This is a genomic window from Plantactinospora mayteni, from assembly GCF_016862935.1.
Lineage (GTDB): Bacteria > Actinomycetota > Actinomycetes > Mycobacteriales > Micromonosporaceae > Plantactinospora > Plantactinospora mayteni.
Genome location: NZ_BONX01000002.1, coordinates 128,572 through 145,790 on the forward strand (window position 1 = coordinate 128,572; position 17,219 = coordinate 145,790).

Here is a 17,219-nt window from a genome sequence, read left to right on the forward strand (position 1 = left end):
ACCGGTCACCCCGACGCCGTGCCGTGGTCACCCCGACGCCGCCGGCATCGGGGTGACCACGGCTGCGGCGGTACGGAGTAGCTCGGGCAGAGTGTCGGGGAAGTCGTCGAGCAGGGTGACCACGAGCTGCCAGGCGTCCAGGTCCGTGCGGAGCAGATCGGCACAGAGCCGGGGCAGCGGGTTGTCCGGGCGCTGCCACCAGCCATTCCGCTCACCGATCCAGAGCACATCCCGGGCGGGCTGGGCGGCGGCCAGGATGTTGTCGAGCGTCGTCTCGCCCGCCGCCAGCGCCGCTGAGTGATCGCGCCAGCGCTCCAGCCAGCCGCCGTCGGTACGCTGCGGCAGTGGTGGGCACCCCGGCAGCTTCTCCAGGTATGTAAGAACGTCCGGCGGGAAGGTGGATCGCTCGTGCTCCCGCACCAGCAACGCCCAGTCGACGGTGTGGCGTTCCGCGTCGAGTTTCGCCTCGATCCCCGCCGCGGCCTGGGACGACACTTCGCGCAGCCGCGCGATCCAGCGCTCCGGGCCGCTCCATTCGACGACGATGTCGGCGAGCCGCCCGACCGCTACCGCGTCGCCGTCGGCCGCGGTCGTCGCCAGTGCGGTCTGGGCCGCCTGGTGGGCGTCCTTCTCCCAGGCCGCTCCCTTGTACTTCCGGTCGGAGAGGTCCGCCGCGAGCAGCTCGCGGGCCGCCGGCACGCCGTCGCGCCGCGCCACCGCGAGCAGCATCCGCAACTGGAGCAGCCCGCTGGGGATCCGGATGGCCTTGAGCAGCGCGATCGCGACATCGACCTGCCCCGATTCGAGCGCCGGGCTGAGCGTCGCCCACTGCCGTTTCGAGTCGAAATAGAAGAACCGAAGCACGTTGCCCAGCCGGACCGGGTCTGGATCGGCGAACATCGGGTCGCCGTCACCGACCGTGCCGAACCGGCGTACCCCGATGGCGATCTCGCGTTTCCTGGGGTCCGACACCCGGAAGTAGAGTTGCGCGTGGACGTCCGGGTCCCCCAGGGCGAGCAGTCGGGCCCGCTGCTCGTCGGTCAGGTGGCGGTTCGCCGCCAGGAGCCGCAGCAGGGGCCGGTCACCCCGGTTGAGCACCCCGTCGAACACCTCCGGCGCGAACCGGAGCCGGCTGAGCAGGTCGAACTGCGCCAGCTCGTCCAGCACCGGCAGCACGTCCAGCCGGATCCGGGCCGGGCAGGCGTTGAGCAGGGCATACAGGGCGGTACGCGGCACCGTCATCTTCGGCGCGGCCATGAACTGCTCCGGCGACGGGTACGGCGCCGTCTTCGGGCTGACCCACTCCGCCGTACGCCCCGCGTTCTCGACCGCGGCGGCGAGAAGCGGGGCGAGCGGCTCCTTCCACCGGGGCAGCAGCTTCCACAGTGCTCGCCAGGCGCCCGGATCGGAGCCGAGCGTCCCCTCCACCCGAGCACCCACCGCCTCGTTCAGCATGCCGTCGCCCTTGTGGAGGATGCCGCAGAGGGTGGACATCGGGGTGAGGATCGTCAGCACGTCGTCCACGGTGACGGTGCCCTGCTCCAGGCTGGCGCGCACCACCGAGGCGAACCTCGCGTCCGCGTCGCCACCCTCGCGGGGCGCCTGGACGAAGGCGGCCAACACCGCCAGGCTCACCCCGCGTTCGTGCTTGGCGAGCGGTGCCAGCAGGTCCCGGCCGGCCGGTACCGCCAGTTTCCGGTCGAGGATGCCGACCAGGAACTCGTCCGGGCACTCCTCCCGCCTCACCAACTGGGCCAACACGGAGTACGAGAACGGCTGTCTCCGATGCTCCGCGAGCACAGCCGGCCAGTCGATCCGCTGGTCGTCGGCGAGCTCCTGTCCGTGTCTCTCCTCGACCAGCCGAAGCATCCGTACCGACCACTGTGGTTCGCGAAGCGGCTCGACCTGCCGCCGAAGGGCCAGGTGGTCGTCGGTGCCCGTCTCCGGCTCCGCCAGCGCGGCGTCCACCAACTCGGCGACGAGCGGATGCCGTTGCGCCGCCTGGGCGAACACGGTCCGCACCTCCGCCCGGCCGTGGTGCCGCCAGAGATTCTCCAGCGCCGCCAACTGGAGGCGCCACCCGCCCAGCACATGCCGCAGAAAGGCCGCGTCGATCTCCGGGAACGGCGACCGTCCGACACAGTGCCACAGAGGCTGCTGTCTCCTCCAGTCCCGGTTGACCAGCAGGGCGACGAGGCCCCCGGGCGCCCGCCAACCCGGGTCGGTCGGATCGGCGGCCTGCCACACCGCCGTACGGATCTCGTCGTCGGTCTCCTCGTTGAGCAGCAGCGCCGTACCGGTCAGCGGATCACCGCCGGTGCGGGCCAGCTCCACCGCCCGCTCCCGGTGGTCCCGGAGGAAGATCCGGTTGCCGGCCAACGCCCTCCGCAGGACCATATCGTCGCTGGCCATGACGGCGTCGACCAGCGCCGTCGGGAGCAGATCGGCGTCAAGGGCGGTCCGGGCGCCGGCGCTACGTGCCATCAGGCGCCCCACCAGCACTGGATCCGCCGCACCGAGCAGTGCCGCCACCGCCGTCTTATTCATTCGGCTCCCTCACTCGTTCGTACCGCGCCGACCTGGCCAAACCTAGGGTGTTGTTCGACCACGGCGACGGTGGCCGTGGCGGGAGCAGCGGCGACGTCGACCGACGCGCGAGCGGCAGTGGCGGTGGCCGCCGACCCGAGCAGTTCCGGCACGGTCCCGGCGAACTCGTCGAGCAGCGCGCCCGCGAGCTGCCAGGCGTCGAGATCCGCACCGAGCAGGTCGGCACAGAGCCCGGGCAACGGGTTGTCCGGACGTCGCCACCAGCCGTGTTCGCTGCCGGCCCGGAGCACCCGGGCGGCGGGTCGGCCGGTGGCGAGGATCCTGTCCAGAGTGGTCTCGTCGGCCACCAGCGCCGCATCGAGGTCGTCCCAGGGGGTGTTCCACGGGGGTGGCAGGGCGGGGTCGTGAAGCGCCCTGAGGAAGTTGACCAGGTGGTCGTGAAACGGCAACCGTTCGTGCTCCCGCCCCAGCAGCGACCAGTCCATCGTGTACCGTTCGGCGCCGACCTCGAGCAGGTCGTCCTGGATCAGCTCGAAACCTCCGAACGACATGCCGCTGACGAACGAGGACAGCTCGCGAAGGCGCGCGATCCAGCGAGCCGGGCTGCTCCACTCGGCGACCACCTCCACGAGCCGGCGCAGCGCCTCGCCGTCGTCGGCGTCGCCCCCGGCCGCCCCGAGCGCCGCCCCGGCCGCCCCGAGCGCCGCCTCGGCCGCCTGGAATGCTGGTGGGTCCCAGGGCGGATCCCGGTACTGCCGATCGGACAGATCGGTGCCGAGCACCTCCCGGGCCGCCGGTACGCCGTCGCGGCGGGCAACGGCGAGCAGCAGTCGTAACTGGAGCAGCCCGGTCGGCACCTGAACCGCCCGGAGCACTTCGACCGCGATCTCGGCCTGTCCCGACTCGACCAACGGGCTCAGGGTGTGCCACTGGCTCACCCCGGGGTAGTCCAGATGGCTCCGGAAGACGTACCGGCGCAGTTGATCGCTCATTCGGACCAGATCAGGCTCGGCGAGTACGTCGTCGAGGTCGTCCCCGCTTCGCCGGCGTACCCCGATGGCAAGATCCCGGCGCCACCGGTCCAGCCGACCCCTCGGTATCGCCCACAGGTTGACGTAGAACTGGGCGTGGACGTCCGGGTCGCCCAGGGCGAGAAGCCGCGCCTTCTGGCTGTCGTCGAGGCCGCGGTTCGCCGCCAGCATCAGCTGGTCGGCCCGGTCACCGCCGGCGGCCACCCCGTCGGAGAACGCCGGCTCGACCTGGTGCCGGGCGAGCAGGTCGAACCGGGCCAGCTCGTCCAGGATCGGCAGCACGTCGAGCCGGACCTGTACCGAGCAGCAGCCGAACAGGGCGTACAACGCGGCCCGGGGCGCGGTGATCTTCGGCGCATCGGCGTGCTGCCGCCGTCCGGGGGACGGCGCCGGCTCCGGCTTCGCCCATTCCGGGGTACCCGGGCCGGCGTCGGCGGCGGCGGTCAGCAGTCGGGCCAGCGGTTGCCGCCACCGGGGCAGCAGCTTCCACAGTGCCCGCCAGGCGCCCGGATCGGAGCCGAGTGCCGCCTCCACCCGGGCACCCACGGCCTGGTTCAGCAAGCCGTCGCCCTTTTCCAGCACGCCGCAGAGGGTGGCGAGCGGGGTCAGCACCTCCAGGGCCTCGTCCACGGTGACCGTGCCCTGCTCCAGGCTGGCGTGTACGACCGAGGCGAGCGCGGCGTCGGCGTCACCCGACCCCCGAGGTGCCCGGACGAAGGCGGCCAGCACCGCCAGGCTCACCCCAGGTGACCGCTTGGCGAGCGGGGTCAACAGTTCCCGGCCGGCGACCTGCGGAGCCTTGCGGTCGACGAGGCCGAGCAGAAAGTGCTCCGGGCAGTCGGCGCGACCGACCAGGTCCCGGAGGGTACGCACCGAGAACGGGCGCTCGCGGTGTGCGGCCAGCACCTCGGACCAGTCGAGTTCGTACTTGTCGGCGAGCCGGGCGTGCGCCTCGTCGGCGAGCCGGAGCAGCCGTACCGACCACTGTGGATGGCGCAGGGCCTCGATCCGCTCCGTCAGTGCCAGTTGCTCGTCGACGTCGCGCTCCGGCTCGGCCAGCGCGGCACCCACCACCTCGGCGGCGAACGGGTGCGGTGTCACCTCGGCGAGCGCGGCGATCACCTCCGTACGGCCGTGGTGCCGCCAGAGGTTGCCCAGCACCGCCAACTGCCTGTCCCACGAGTCACGGCGAGTCCGCAGGTATTCCCGATCGATCTCGCCGAACGGCGACCTGCCCGCCCATTCGGCGACCTCGTGATCCACCCGGTCCGACATCCGTGCCAGGACTCCGGAGACGAACCCGTCGGGTGAGCGCCAGCTCGGGTCGGCTGGATCGATCACCTCGAATACGGTCGCGCGGAGCCGCTCGTCCGAGGCGGGGTTGCCGAGCAGGGCGGCACAGATCCGCGGCTCACCAGTCCCGGCCAGGTCCAGCGCCCGCTCCCGGTGATCCCGTACGAAAGCCGGGTTACCCGTCAACGCCAGGCGCAGGGTCTCGTCGTCGCCGGCCAGCACCACGTCCACCAACGCCGTCGACAGCGGGTCGCCCGCGACCGCCGCCCGGGCCGCCCCACCACGCGCCAGCAGCCGCTCGACCAGAGCCCGATCCGCCGTACTGACCAGGGCCGCCACCGCCCGCTCGCCCATCGGCCCCCACACCCCGTCCATCATGTACCGATCATGGCAAACGGTACGACATCCCCACGACACTCCCCGGAGCACCGAAAGGGCGCTCAGCCGCGCCGTCGACGATCTTGTGCACCGGGTACGGGAGCACCAGGCCGACATCATCCACGATCGCGACGGGTTCGACCGGGCCAGCAGGTAACTTCGTGCTGGTCAGGGCCACCGAGGCCACCGGGTAGGGTTGCCGTGGTGCCGGCTCACGCGGGCGTCGACCGCCATCGGAGGGGAATGCATTGACACCGCCACCGGCTACCGCGTCGGGTACGTCCGTCAACCGTCCGGCCACCGCTTTCCCGCTGCTCGCGGTGGTGGCCCTGATCGCGGTCTGGGGGCGTAGCCTGCCCGCCGCGGTCGAGGTCGTCGTGGTGATCCTGCTGGCCGGCTCGGTGCTCGCCGCGGTGCACCATGCGGAGGTCGTCGCCCACCGGGTCGGAGAGCCGTTCGGCTCGTTGATCCTCGCGGTCGCCGTGACCGTCATCGAGGTGGGCCTGATCATCACGCTCATGGTGTCCGGAGGGCCCGGTACGGCCTCGTTGGCCCGCGACACCGTGTTCGCGGCGGTCATGATCACCTGCAACGGCATCGTCGGGCTGTCGCTGCTGGTAGCCACCGCGCGGCAGCGGGTGACGTCGTTCAACGCCGAGGGGACCGGTGCCGCGCTGGCCACCGTCCTCACCCTCGCCGCGCTCAGTCTGGTACTGCCCACCTTCACCACCGGCACGCCGGGGCCGGAGTTCACCGGGGCCCAACTGGCGTTCGCCGCAGTCGCGTCGCTGGTCCTCTACGCCCTCTTCGTCGTGGTGCAGAGCGTCCGGCACCGGGACTACTTCCTGCCGGTGGACGACGGCACCACCCAGCGGAACCACAAGCCGGTGCCGCCGAGCGCCGACGCCGGCACGGTCGACGACGAGCACGCGGCGGCGCCGTCCACGCGTACCACGCTGTTCAGCCTCGGGTTGCTCGTCGCCGCCCTGGTCGCGGTGGTCGGCCTGGCAAAGGTGGAGTCCAAGACCATCGAGAACGCCGTCACCGGCGCCGGCCTGCCGCACGCGGTCGTCGGCGTGGTCATCGCCCTGCTGATCCTGCTGCCGGAGACCATCGCCGCGGTACGCAACGCCCGCCGCAGGCGGGTCCAGATCAGCCTCAACCTCGCCCTCGGCTCCGCCATGGCCAGCATCGGGCTGACCATTCCCGCCATCGCGATCGCCTCGATCTGGCTCGACGGTCCACTGATGCTCGGCCTCGGCCCGACCCAGCTCGTGCTGCTGACGCTGACCGCGGGCGTCGGCGTACTGACCGTCATGCCCGGCCGGGCCACGGTGTTGCAGGGCGCCGTACACCTCTCGGTCTGCGCGGCGTTCCTGTTCCTGGCCACCAACCCCTGACGGCTCACCGGGGTCAGCCGACCCTAGCCGCGTGGCTTGACCGCCCGGAGGAGTCGGCGAAGACCGACAGGTCGCGCATGTCGCCGAGGACGCCGCCGGTGCGGGGGTGCGACGCGACCTGCCCGGCATCGAGAAGCCCACCGTGGTCGACGGCCCGGCACACCGGTACGCGTGGAGATCACCCGCTCGGCCGTACCCCCGGTCAGCGGTGGCGTCCGGCCGCCGGGTCGACGCCCCAGCCACCCGGACCCGCCTGGGTGTGGTGGTGCTGCCCGGTGGCCGGCTGATACTCGACCGGCACCCGGTGCGGCGACGCCAGCCAGCTCTGGAGGCTGTCCGCGCTCATCGGCTCACCGGACAGGCCACCCTGGACGCCGAAACAGCCGGCGAGCGCCACCGCGTCGCGCAGGTCGGGCGAGGCGACCCCTTCCACGATGGTGGGCATGCCCAGGGATCGGGCCAGCTCGACGGTCGAGCGGACCACGACGGCATCCTGGGTGCTGTTGACCATGGGTTCGACGAACGACGGGTCCAGCTTCAGCTCGTCGACCGGCATGCTGCGCAGCCGGGTCAGGGACGGCGCGGAGCGGCCGTAGTGGTCCAGACAGAGCCGGACGCCGAAGTGGCGGAACTGGCCCAGCGCGGTGGCCGTCCGACGGGCATCGACGAGCAGCACCTCCTCGGCGATCTCCAGGGTCAACGCGGCCGGTGGCATGCCCACCTTGTTGATCATCTTGGCCACGTCGTACGGCAGGTGGGAGTCGAGCACGTCGGCCACCGAGATGTCCGCGGCGACCCCGAGGTCGTAGCCCTTCCGCCGCCAGGTGGCACAGCTCTGCATCGCGGAGAGCAGCAGGACCCGGGTGAGTTGCCGGGTCAGCCCGACCTGTGCGGCCAGTCGTTGCAGCGGTTCCGCCTCGATCCACCCGTAGACCGGGTGACGCCAGCGCAGCAGCGCCTCCAGGGCCACCGGGCGGCGCGTCGTCAGCTCGACCTTCGGCTGGTAGTACACGAAGAGCTGCTCGTTCTCGACGGCGCGCAACAGGTCCGGCAGCAGATGCGAACTCAGGTCGCCGCGAAGGCTCGGATCGTAGATCTCGACCTCCGAGCGGTTCGCCTTCGCCTCGTGCAACGCGTCGGCGGCGCAGTGGATCAGCTCGGCGGAGCTGGTCGCGTGCCCCGGCGCGATGGCGACTCCGGCGCTCAGCTCGATCTGCACCGGGACCGGCCCGGCGGTGACCGGGCCGCCCAGGCTGCGGAGCAGGAGTGCGGTGTCCCGGCCGATGCTCTCCGGGGTGCCCGCCGCGACCGTCCGCAGGATGGCGATCTCCGCCCCGCCGAGCCGAACCGCGACCGCGTCGCCCGGCAGCGCCGCACGCAACCGGGAGCCGACGGTGTGCAGGATCATGTCGCCGGCCGTGTAGCCGAGGGTACGGTTCATCTCCCGCAGATGGTCCACGCTGACGATGGTGAGCGGCAGCGCGGCGCCCGGCGGAAGACTGCCGAGCATGCCGGGCAGCGCGGAGTCGAGAACCCGTCGGTTGCCCAGGCCGCTCAACTCGTCCGTTGCCGCCTCGACCCGGGTACGGGTCAACTCGCGGGTCTGCTCGAAGGTGAGCGCCGTCCGGACACCGGCGGCGACCAGGCAACCGCTCGCCATGACGATCGACACCGGGTGCAGCGGGACCAGGGTGCCGACGATGAGCACGGCGAGCGCGCAGAGCGAGAAGAGGATCGGCACCAGCAGCGCGGCGAAGCCCTTCACCTCGTCGACGGGTCGACGGCGGAACAGCGAGCCGGCCAGCGCCATCAGGACCAGGCCGATCATCCACGTCCCGTCGATCCAGGTCCCGTCCTCGTACGTGTCGCCGGCCAGGCCGAACAGGTACGCCGTGTCGGCCACCGCGAAGGCCGCCGCGCCCAGCCCGAGCAGCCACCACACCGGGTCGGTACGCCACCGCACCATCGCCAGCGCCGCGACCGCGACGACCATGAGTACCAGGTCGCCGATCGGATAGCTGAGGTTCGTGACGGTCTCCCCCAGCGCCCCACCGGTGCTGGACGACAGCAGGTCGGTGAGCGTCACGGCGGAGAACACGGCCCCGACGGCCAGCGAGGTGACCACGCCGTCGAGCCACACCGAGGCGGGCAGGCGGCGTACCGTGGCCCGGGCCAGCACGATGAACCCGACGTACGCCAGCGGGTAGAGGCCCACGTAGAACACGTCCGCGAGCGACGGCACCGGGATCTCGCTGGCCTCGGCGCTGGCGAAGTTGGCCGACCAGTAGATGTCGCCGGCAGCCCAGGAGGCGATCCCCGCCCCGACGCAGGTCCACGCCGGACGGTTGTGCCGCACCAGGATCGGCCGAGCGAGCGCCAGCAGCGACGTGGCGACCAGCACCGCGGAGTAGAACCAGGTGTCCAGGAAGGCCGGTCGCTGGCCGTCGAACGGGATCAGGGTGCTGAGCGCGTACGCGACGCCGAGCGTGCCGACCGATATCTTCGCGGCCCGGTAGACGGGCGAACCCAGAACCGTCAGATCGGTGTCCGGGGCGGGATCGGCCACGCGGGAGGTCCTCACTGCTGTCCTCATTCCCATCCAACGGCGACGAGTCGACGGGTAGTGCGGCAGGCGGGCGGCGCGTCGGGACGGTGGTGGTCGGGACGTACGCCGGCGCCAGCCGGAAACCCTCGGCGGCGAACCCGCCCGGCGATTCGGGCGGGTGGGGACGAGGACGAGGACGGTGGCGGTGAATACGCTCGCGACACCGAGGAACGTGGCCGGAAGAGGCCGGTCGGCCCCGCCGCCCGGATCCGCAGCCCCATTGATCGCCCCGTGTGGCAGCGTCGGTCGCCATTGCTCTGCTCGCCCCGACCTGAGCATCGACGTCAATACCCGAAATCACGCACTCGCGGTGCGAGCCGTGCGCCTGCGCTGTGCCGGACCGTAAGCTATCACGGTCGCTTTCTGTCCACAATCAACGGATCGTCATCGTTCAGCGGTGCTGTAAGGGGCGACTCCGGACCGATTAATATGATCATCGGAAGCGAACGTGGGGGCGTCTCGTGCCGTTTTGTGCGGGACACCGAGTCCGTGGTCGACGATTACCCACTACCGCGCACACTCGCTCGGCTCGGTGAATGCCTTTCACGGTGCGGTACTTTCCGCGATAGGGAACGACCAGCGGGAGGAGCCGACCGTGGCCTCTCCGCGAAAAGTACTGGCACGTCGCGCGGGTCCTCGCTCCGTACCCGGCGTCCGGGCGCGGACGGCGGGCCTGGCCATCGGATCGCCACGTCCTCGGCGTCGGTGGCCGAGGCGGCGTGGCGCCGGCACTGTCCGCACATCGCCCTTGGGGGTGTCAGGACCGAATACGGCACCGGATCGAGGAACTGCCAGCCGCCTGCCGTGCGGTGGACCGGCCGGTCAGACGGGCGGTGGCAGCCCGGCGGTGAGGTCGAGGGCGGTCGCGATGAGGGCATGCGCGCGGGCGGTGAGCGCGGTGAGCAGGCCATGCGCGTGTTCGTCGCTCTGTCGCGCGGCGGCTTGCAGGGCGTGCAGCGCGTTGTCGAGTTGGTCGAGCCTGGCGTCGAGGTCGTCGGCCACGGGCTGGCGCAGCGCCGCCGCGATCTCCTGCAACGGCACGCCGTGCGTCTCCAGGGCACGGATCGTGGCGATCCGCTCGATCACCTCTGGGTGGTAGAGCCGGTAGTTCCCGCCGGTGCGGGCAGCGGGAGCGATGAGGTCGAGACTGGTGTAGAAGTCGACGGTGCGCGGTGAGACGCCGGCTTGCGCGGCCACCTCCCCGATCCGCAACAGGGTCGCGTCGACGGTCCACCTCCTCGCCTCGTCCCGATCCTGCCGAGACTGTACAGCGGCAGGTAGCGCCGCTCGGCGACCTACGCGCCGTCCGCCGGCCGGTGGTCCCGGGCCGGTGGTCCCGGGCCGCCGGCCCGGCCGTGCGTCCACTCCTGTTCACGGCCCTGGTCGGAGTCGTGGTCGCACCGCCGGTGAGGGTGGTCGCGCGGTCCGTTCTCAGTCGGCCGACGCGGTCGAGTTCTCCTTCTCGGGTGACTTCACGTAGGTGGGGTGCAGTTGCACGGGCTGCGGCGCCCTCCGCTGCTGACGGGCCCGTACCCGCAGGTTGAGGAACTCGACGAAGATGGAGAACGCGATCGGGCCGTACACGTATCCCTTGGGGATGTGCTGGTCGAAGCCCTCGGCGATCAGGCTGGCGCCGATGAGCAGCAGGAACGACAGGGCCAGCATCTTCACCGTCGGATGCGTGTTGACGAACCGGCTGACGGCGCCGGCCGACACCAACATGATCACCATCGCGACCACGACGGCGGCCACCATGATGAACAGTTCGTCCACCATGCCGACTGCGGTGATCACCGAGTCCAGGGAGAAGACGATGTCGAGGACGAGGATCTGGACGATCACCGCCGCGAACGACGACGTCGCCCGGGCCGCGCCGCCGTGTTCGGCGCCCTCGAGATGCTCGTGGATCTCGTATGTCGCCTTCCCGAGTAGGAACAACCCACCCAGCAACAGGATCAGGTCGCGGCCGGAGATCTCCTGCCCGAAGACCGTGAACAGTGGCGCGGTCAGCCCGATCACCCAGGACAGCGACGCCAGCAGCAACAGCCGGGTCACCAGGGCCAGCGACAGGCCGATGGTGCGGGCGCGTGCCTGCTGGTGCTCGGGCAGTCGACCGGCCAGGATCGAGATGAACACCACGTTGTCGATGCCCAGTACGACCTCCAGCAGCAGCAGCGTCGCGAACGCGATCCACAGCTCGGGGCTGCTCAGGAACTCCATCTCACCCTCGACATCTCGGCATGCCAGCGCCGGACCGCCAGCCAGGTCCGCAAACCATACAGTGTCACGTGCTGGTGAAGGTGAGACGCCGTCGGGTCCGGCGAGCGCGTCGCGACCACCGGTCAGGCCGACGGGGTACGCCGAGAACCGGATCGCCGTCGCGGGTACGACCTCGTCCTCGTCGATCCGGCCGAGCAGGTAGCGGCTGGTGTCGTCGAGCCGCAGCACCCGTTCAGGTAAACCGTACGGCTGCCGCCGAGAGCGCGGGTCAGCGGAGGCGCTGCCGGATCGCCCGCAGGTAGGCGAGATTGTCCCGGAGCCGGTCCTCCAGCGGCAGGACGGTCGAGAAGTCCTCCACGGTCACCCACCCGTCGTAGCCGTGCCGGTGCAACGCCCGCAGGTACGCCTCGACGTCGGCCTGCCCGTCCCGCAGCGTCGCCCACTCCTCGGCCCAGACCGACGAGCCGTCCGGCGTGTAGCCGGTACGGTGCCAGGCGGCGTTCTTCACGTGCACGTGCGCGAGGTACGGGCCGAGCATCTGGAAGCCGGCGAGGTAGTCCTCCCGCCCCTCGATGACGAGGTTGCCGAGGTCGTGGATGACGCCGACGCTGGCCGGGTCGAGTCCGTCGACCAGCCGGATCGCGGCGGAGGCCGAGGCGACGACGGTACGGTGGTGCAGTTCGACCAGCGCGGTGACGCCGTGCCGGGCGGCGCGTCCGGCCACCCACTCCAGGTCCCGGCGGGTGGCCTCGAACAGTTCCCGGTAGTCGCCCCGGGACAGGGCCGGCATGGTCACCCGGACCCGTCCGGCCCCGAGCCGCGCGGTGGCGGCCAGCATCCGTTCGACGCCCGGCCGGTCGTGGCAGGGGACATAGCCGCCGATGCCGGAGAAGTCCAGCCCCGCCTCCCGGGTGAGCCGGGCGATCGCCGGCAGGCTCTCCTCCAGCCCGGTCAGCGGCCAGGTCGCCCGGTTGCCGGCCCAGAAGCCGGGGTCGGGTGCGTCGTCCTGGTCGGTGACCCGCCACTCGACGCCGTCCCAGCCCTGGTAGGCGAGGATCGCCGTCACCTCGGCCGGCGTCCACTCCGGGGTCGACGCGGTGAAGACCGAGAACCTCATCGCCGCCCCTCCCGCTCCCGCCGCTCTCCGGCCGACTCCGCCGCCCGCCCCGGCCGCTCCCCCGGCGCGGCGCGCCCGCCGACCGGATCGTCGGACCCGCCGATCGGATCGCCGCGCCCGCCCACCGGATCGCCGGGGTCAGCGTCTGGATCGCCGGGCACGGGCGACGCACCGCCGGTGCCGTGCGTCAACCTGCCCGGTGGTCCCGTCGCCACCGGTACGTCGTCGAAGGCTCCCCGGGCCACCTCGTCGACGGAGATCGGCCGGCCCAGGGTCGCGGCCAGATAGACCGCCCTGACCAGGGCGAGAGCGGCGAAGCCGTCCGCCACCCGGATGCTGGCCCGGCGCCCGGCGTCGATCGCCGCCACGATGTCGGCGTACTGGCGCAGGTGTCCGAGGACGAAGGTGTCCGGCGGCTTCGCCGCGCCGCGCAGTTCCGCCGCCGGCAGCAGCTCGGCCGCCTGGTTGACCGGGTCGGTCGGGTCGTCCGGGCCGGTCCCGCCGGCCGCGTGCAGGTACTCCAACTGGTCGTCGTCGAGGATCGCCGAGCCACGGGTCCCGTGGATCTGGAGCCGGGCCGACAGTCCCGGATAGGCACCGGTGCTGGCGTGCAGTACGGCGAGCGCGCCGGAGGCGAACCGGACGGTGGCGACCGCCACGTCCTCCACCTCGATCCGCCGATGGGCGAGCCGGGACGTGTAGCCGAACACCTCGGTCGGCCGACCGAGCAGCCAGATCAGCAGGTCGACGGTGTGCACCGCCTGGTTCAGCAGGGCACCGCCGCCGTCCAGCGCCCAACTGCCGCGCCAGTCCGCCGAGTCGTAGTAGCGCTGGCTGCGCCACCAGGCGACGGAGGCGACCGCCGAGGTGATCCGGCCGAGCCGGCCCGCCGTCACCGCCCGGTGCACCGCGAGGCTCGCCGGGTCGAAGCGGTGTTGGCTGATCACCGAGCAGACGAGTCCCCGGGCCTCGGCCTCGGCGGCCAGCCGGGCGAGTCGGCGGGCCCGGGACAGCGAGACGTCCAGCGGCTTCTCGATCACGACGTGCCGGCCCGCGCCGAGCGCCTCCTCGGTGAGGTCGGCGTGCGTACCGCTCGGGGTGCAGACCACGACCAGGCCGACCTCCTGCTTGGCGAGGGCGTCGGTCAGCGACTCGTACCGGGCCGGCGGCTCGGCGCCGGTCTGCGCCGCCACCTGTTCGGTGAGCGCCCGACCGGCCAGCGGGGCCGGGTCGACGACGCAGCCGACCCGTAACCGGGGGTGCCGGAGGATGGCGGCGGCGTGGTTGCGCCCGATGACACCGCCGCCGACGATGGCGATCGGGATCGGCGGGACGGTCGGGGTCGGATCGGCACCGGCATCTCTGGTCGTCACTTGACCCCTCCTGCGGTGAGTCCGCTGATCAGGTAGCGCTGGAAGACGAGGTAGAGCACGACGACCGGCGCGGCGCAGACCAGCGCGGCGGCCATCATCTGGCCGTACACCGGGATGGCACCGCCCTCCTGGGTGGCGCCGAACACCTGCAACGCCACCGCCGCCGTCCGGCTGTCGGGGTTGGTCAGCACCGACGCGAAGAGCACGTCGTTCCAGCCGAGCAGCAGCGCGAAGATTCCGGCGACCACCAGACCGGGCCAGCTCAGCGGCAGGATGACCCGGGTCAGCACCTGCCAGGCGGAGGCGCCGTCGACCCGGGCGGCCTCGTCCAGCTCCGGTGGCAGCCCGCGCAGGTAGGTCACCATCACCCAGGTGGAGAACGGCAGCGCGAAGGTCAGGTAGGTGACGAACAGCGCCCACCGGGTACCGATGACCGGCACCCCGAGCAGTTGCGCGGCGCTGGCGAAGAGCACGAAGACCGGCAGCAGCATCAGGGTGCCCGGGATGCTCTGTAGGGCCAGCAGGCCGCGCAGGATGGCCAGCCGGCCCCGGAAGGCGTACCGGACCAGGACGTACGCGCTGCCGAGTGCGACGAACGCGCAGACCGCGGCCACCGCTCCGGCCACCAGCAGGCTGTTCACCAGTCCCCGGCCCAGCTCCACCGTCGACCAGATCCGCAGGTAGTTGCCGAGGTCGAGGCTGGTGGGCAGGAACGCACCCTCGGCCACCGAGAGGTCGGAGCTGACCGAGGCGAAGAGCATGTAGAGCACCGGGGCGAGCACGACGACCAGCAGTACGCCGAGCACGAGTACCCGCAGTGGCGCCGGCAGCAGCCGGGTGACCGTGCCGCGCCCGGACGTGGCGGTGCCCCGGCCGCCGGGCCGCGGTGCCGGACCGGCCGCGCCTCGGGTCGGCGCGCTCTCCCGGACCGTCATGGCCGGCTCCCCTCGGCCGCGCCGTCCGGGCCGACGTCGAGCCGGACCGCGCGCAGGTACGCGGCCAGCGGGACGGCGATCAGCACCAGCGAGAGCACCGCCATCGCCGCGCTGAGCCCGAACCGGAAGTTCTGGAAGCTCTCCACGTAGGTCAGCACCGGCAGCACCTCCACGTCCCGGGGGCTCGGCACGCCGAAGAGCACGAACGGCAGCGTGAAGTTGTTGATGTTGTGCAGGAACGCGATGATCACGGCGAGCGAGACCGGTCCGCGCAGGTGCGGGAAGATCACGTACCGCAGCTTGGTCCACCAGCCGGCGCCGTCGAGCGCGGCGGCCTCGTGCAGCACCGGGTCGACCGCCTGGAGGCCGGCGAGGGCGAGCAGGTAGAGCAGGGGCCAGCTCGCCCAGATCTGCACCACGACCAGGGCCCAGAAGCTGCGTGGCCCGTTGAGCCACAGCCCGCCGTCGAGGCCGAGCCGGGCCAGCAGCCCGTTGGCCACCCCGTCGGGCTGGAGGATGATCCGCCAGACGGTGCCGACGACGAAGGCCGGCAGGACGTACGGGACGAGGAAGATCGAGCGGACCAGTCCCCGGCCCCGGAACCGGTCCTGGGTGGCGAGGGCGGCGGCGACCCCGATCGGCAGGGTCACCACGGTGACGATCGCCGCGTACGAGGTGCTGAGCACGATCGCGTGCACCGTGCCGGACGCCCGTACCGCCTCGGTGTAGTTGGCCAACCCGACGAAGGGCGCCCGTACCCACTGCCGGAACGAGTACTGGTCGAGGTCCAGCAGGGAGATGTGCAGCGCCACCACCAGGGGCACCACGACCACCAGGATGGTCAGCACCGCCCCGGGTGCGAGCATCCACAGCGGACGGTGCCGCTGCACCCTTCGGTACGGCGGGACTGCTCCGGGCATCACTTCGCCTTGTCGAGGGCCGCCTGCGCGGACGACTGCGCCTCGGTCAGCAGCGTGCCGAGCCGGGCGTCGTCGACCCGGCCGGCCGACAACCCGGGTACGGACTGCACGACGACGTTGACCAGGGCCAGTTGCACCTGGCTCCACGCCCCGCTGAACGGCGTCGCGACCGATCTCGCCGACGAGTCGACCATCGCGGCCAGCGCCGGGTCGGCCTGGAGCGCCGCCGCCGCGCTCGCGTCGGTGGGCAGCTCGCCGAAGGTCTGGTAGTAGTCCCGCTGCTGCTCCGGGCTGGTGAGCAGCTTCACCAGGGCGAGGGCCAGGTCCCGCTGCCTGGTGTACTTGGCCACCACCAGGTTGTCCCCGGAGAGGATGCTGGTGGCGTCCTGCCCGCCGCCGGGCCGGGCGGTGGCGCCGGGCGGGATGGTCGGCATGACCGCGTAGCCGTACTTGCCGGCCACGGCGGAGGCGTCGAGGGTGACCTTCGAGGTCGCCGAGACCATCGGCAGGAAGGCGGCCCTGCCGGCGCCGAAGGCCGCGATCGCCTGGGCGTTCTTCCAGCCGACCGCGGCCGGGTCGACCACCTTGTCGGTCGCCAACCAGCCCAGGTACGTCTGGTAGGCGGTACGCACCACGGGCTCGTCGAGCCGGGCCTTCCCGTCGCCGACCAGCGGGTTGCCCGCCTGGAGGCTCATCGCCCAGATGAACTTCCACGGGTCGAAGCTGTCGGCGTAGCCGATCGCCATCCCGTACCGGCCGCCGGTGCTGAGCCGCTTCGCCTGCTCGCGCAGCCCGTCCCAGCTCTCCGCCGGCTTGTCGATCCCAGCCGCCGTCAGCAGTTCCCGGTTGTACGCCATCACGAACGGCCGGGTGGTGAACGGTACGCCCACCTCGTGGTCCCGGTCCGGGCCGGAGATGCCGAGCGTGGCCGGCAGGAACCTGTCCCGGCCGCCGAGCTTGGTCCAGTCGTCCGGGGTGAGTTCGAGGAACGCCCCGGTGGCGTAGACGGTCGGGGTGAAGGTGGTGCCGATGGCGTAGATGTCGGGGCCCTGGCCGGAGAGCACCGAGGTCTGTATCTTCGTCAGTTCGTCGTTGGGCGAGGCGAACGTCTCGAATTCGACGGTGGCCCCGGACTCCCGTTGGAACCGGGCGGAGATGTCGGCGAACCATTTCCGCTGCTGTTCCGGATAGATCGTGTTGGCTCCGATGAGGACGTTGAGGGTCTCTCCCCCGCTGGTCGAGCCGCTGTCGGAACCACAGCCGGTCAGGGTGGCGGCCAGGACGATCGCGCCGGACAGCACGCTGAGGACTCGTTTCGCTGTCATGTGCCTGCTCCTCGGGAGGAAATGCAGATAGCCGAATGCCGGGCGGCGCGGGCGGCCGGGCATCCAGGTATTTAC

11 protein-coding genes are annotated in these 17,219 nt (G+C 71.7%); 1 reads left to right on the forward strand and 10 read right to left on the reverse strand.

Annotated elements, in window-relative coordinates:
* Positions 1-27: 27 nt before the first annotated feature.
* Both Pma05_RS01025 and Pma05_RS01030 read right to left on the reverse strand, forming a co-directional pair.
* On the reverse strand, positions 28-2,547 hold the full coding sequence (locus Pma05_RS01025) for a hypothetical protein (protein ID WP_203855313.1): 2,520 nt from the start codon (positions 2,545-2,547) through the stop codon (positions 28-30).
* A complete protein-coding gene (locus Pma05_RS01030; protein WP_203855314.1) occupies positions 2,544-5,249 on the reverse strand; it encodes a hypothetical protein in 2,706 nt (901 codons plus the stop codon). Before Pma05_RS01030 ends, Pma05_RS01025 begins: the two co-directional genes overlap by 4 nt.
* Before the next feature lie 248 nt (positions 5,250-5,497).
* On the opposite strand from Pma05_RS01030, the gene Pma05_RS01035 reads away from it, so the two are divergent.
* Positions 5,498-6,649 (forward strand): calcium:cation antiporter, encoded by a 1,152-nt coding sequence (locus tag Pma05_RS01035; RefSeq protein ID WP_203855315.1) that lies wholly within the window; start codon positions 5,498-5,500, stop codon positions 6,647-6,649.
* Between the two features lie 202 nt (positions 6,650-6,851).
* Here the strand turns inward: Pma05_RS01035 and Pma05_RS01040 are convergent, their stop codons facing one another.
* The 8 genes from Pma05_RS01040 to Pma05_RS01075 form a co-directional block, all read right to left on the reverse strand.
* Positions 6,852-9,215: a bifunctional diguanylate cyclase/phosphodiesterase gene (locus tag Pma05_RS01040; RefSeq protein WP_203855316.1), complete on the reverse strand. Its 2,364-nt coding sequence runs from the start codon at positions 9,213-9,215 to the stop codon at positions 6,852-6,854.
* A gap of 861 nt (positions 9,216-10,076) precedes the next feature.
* Positions 10,077-10,451, reverse strand: coding sequence for a helix-turn-helix domain-containing protein (locus Pma05_RS01045; RefSeq protein WP_203855317.1), 375 nt, complete (start codon positions 10,449-10,451; stop codon positions 10,077-10,079).
* Positions 10,452-10,685: 234 nt separating this feature from the next.
* Complete coding sequence (locus Pma05_RS01050) at positions 10,686-11,702, reverse strand: TerC family protein (RefSeq protein WP_239311476.1); 1,017 nt, start codon at positions 11,700-11,702, stop codon at positions 10,686-10,688.
* 40 nt (positions 11,703-11,742) lie between these two features.
* Positions 11,743-12,591 carry a sugar phosphate isomerase/epimerase family protein gene (locus tag Pma05_RS01055; RefSeq protein WP_203855318.1) on the reverse strand — a complete coding sequence of 283 codons (849 nt, stop codon included), beginning with the start codon at positions 12,589-12,591 and terminating at the stop codon, positions 11,743-11,745.
* Positions 12,588-13,964 carry a Gfo/Idh/MocA family protein gene (locus tag Pma05_RS01060; RefSeq protein ID WP_203855319.1) on the reverse strand — a complete coding sequence of 459 codons (1,377 nt, stop codon included), beginning with the start codon at positions 13,962-13,964 and terminating at the stop codon, positions 12,588-12,590. The genes Pma05_RS01055 and Pma05_RS01060 overlap by 4 nt, the downstream gene beginning before the upstream one ends.
* Positions 13,961-14,899, reverse strand: coding sequence for a carbohydrate ABC transporter permease (locus Pma05_RS01065; RefSeq protein WP_203855320.1), 939 nt, complete (start codon positions 14,897-14,899; stop codon positions 13,961-13,963). Before Pma05_RS01065 ends, Pma05_RS01060 begins: the two co-directional genes overlap by 4 nt.
* Positions 14,896-15,819, reverse strand: a complete 924-nt coding sequence (locus Pma05_RS01070; protein ID WP_203855321.1) for a carbohydrate ABC transporter permease — start codon at positions 15,817-15,819, stop codon at positions 14,896-14,898. Before Pma05_RS01070 ends, Pma05_RS01065 begins: the two co-directional genes overlap by 4 nt.
* Entirely contained in the window at positions 15,819-17,144 is a 1,326-nt protein-coding gene (locus tag Pma05_RS01075) for an ABC transporter substrate-binding protein (protein WP_203855322.1), read from the reverse strand. Before Pma05_RS01075 ends, Pma05_RS01070 begins: the two co-directional genes overlap by 1 nt.
* Between the last annotated feature and the right edge of the window lie 75 nt (positions 17,145-17,219).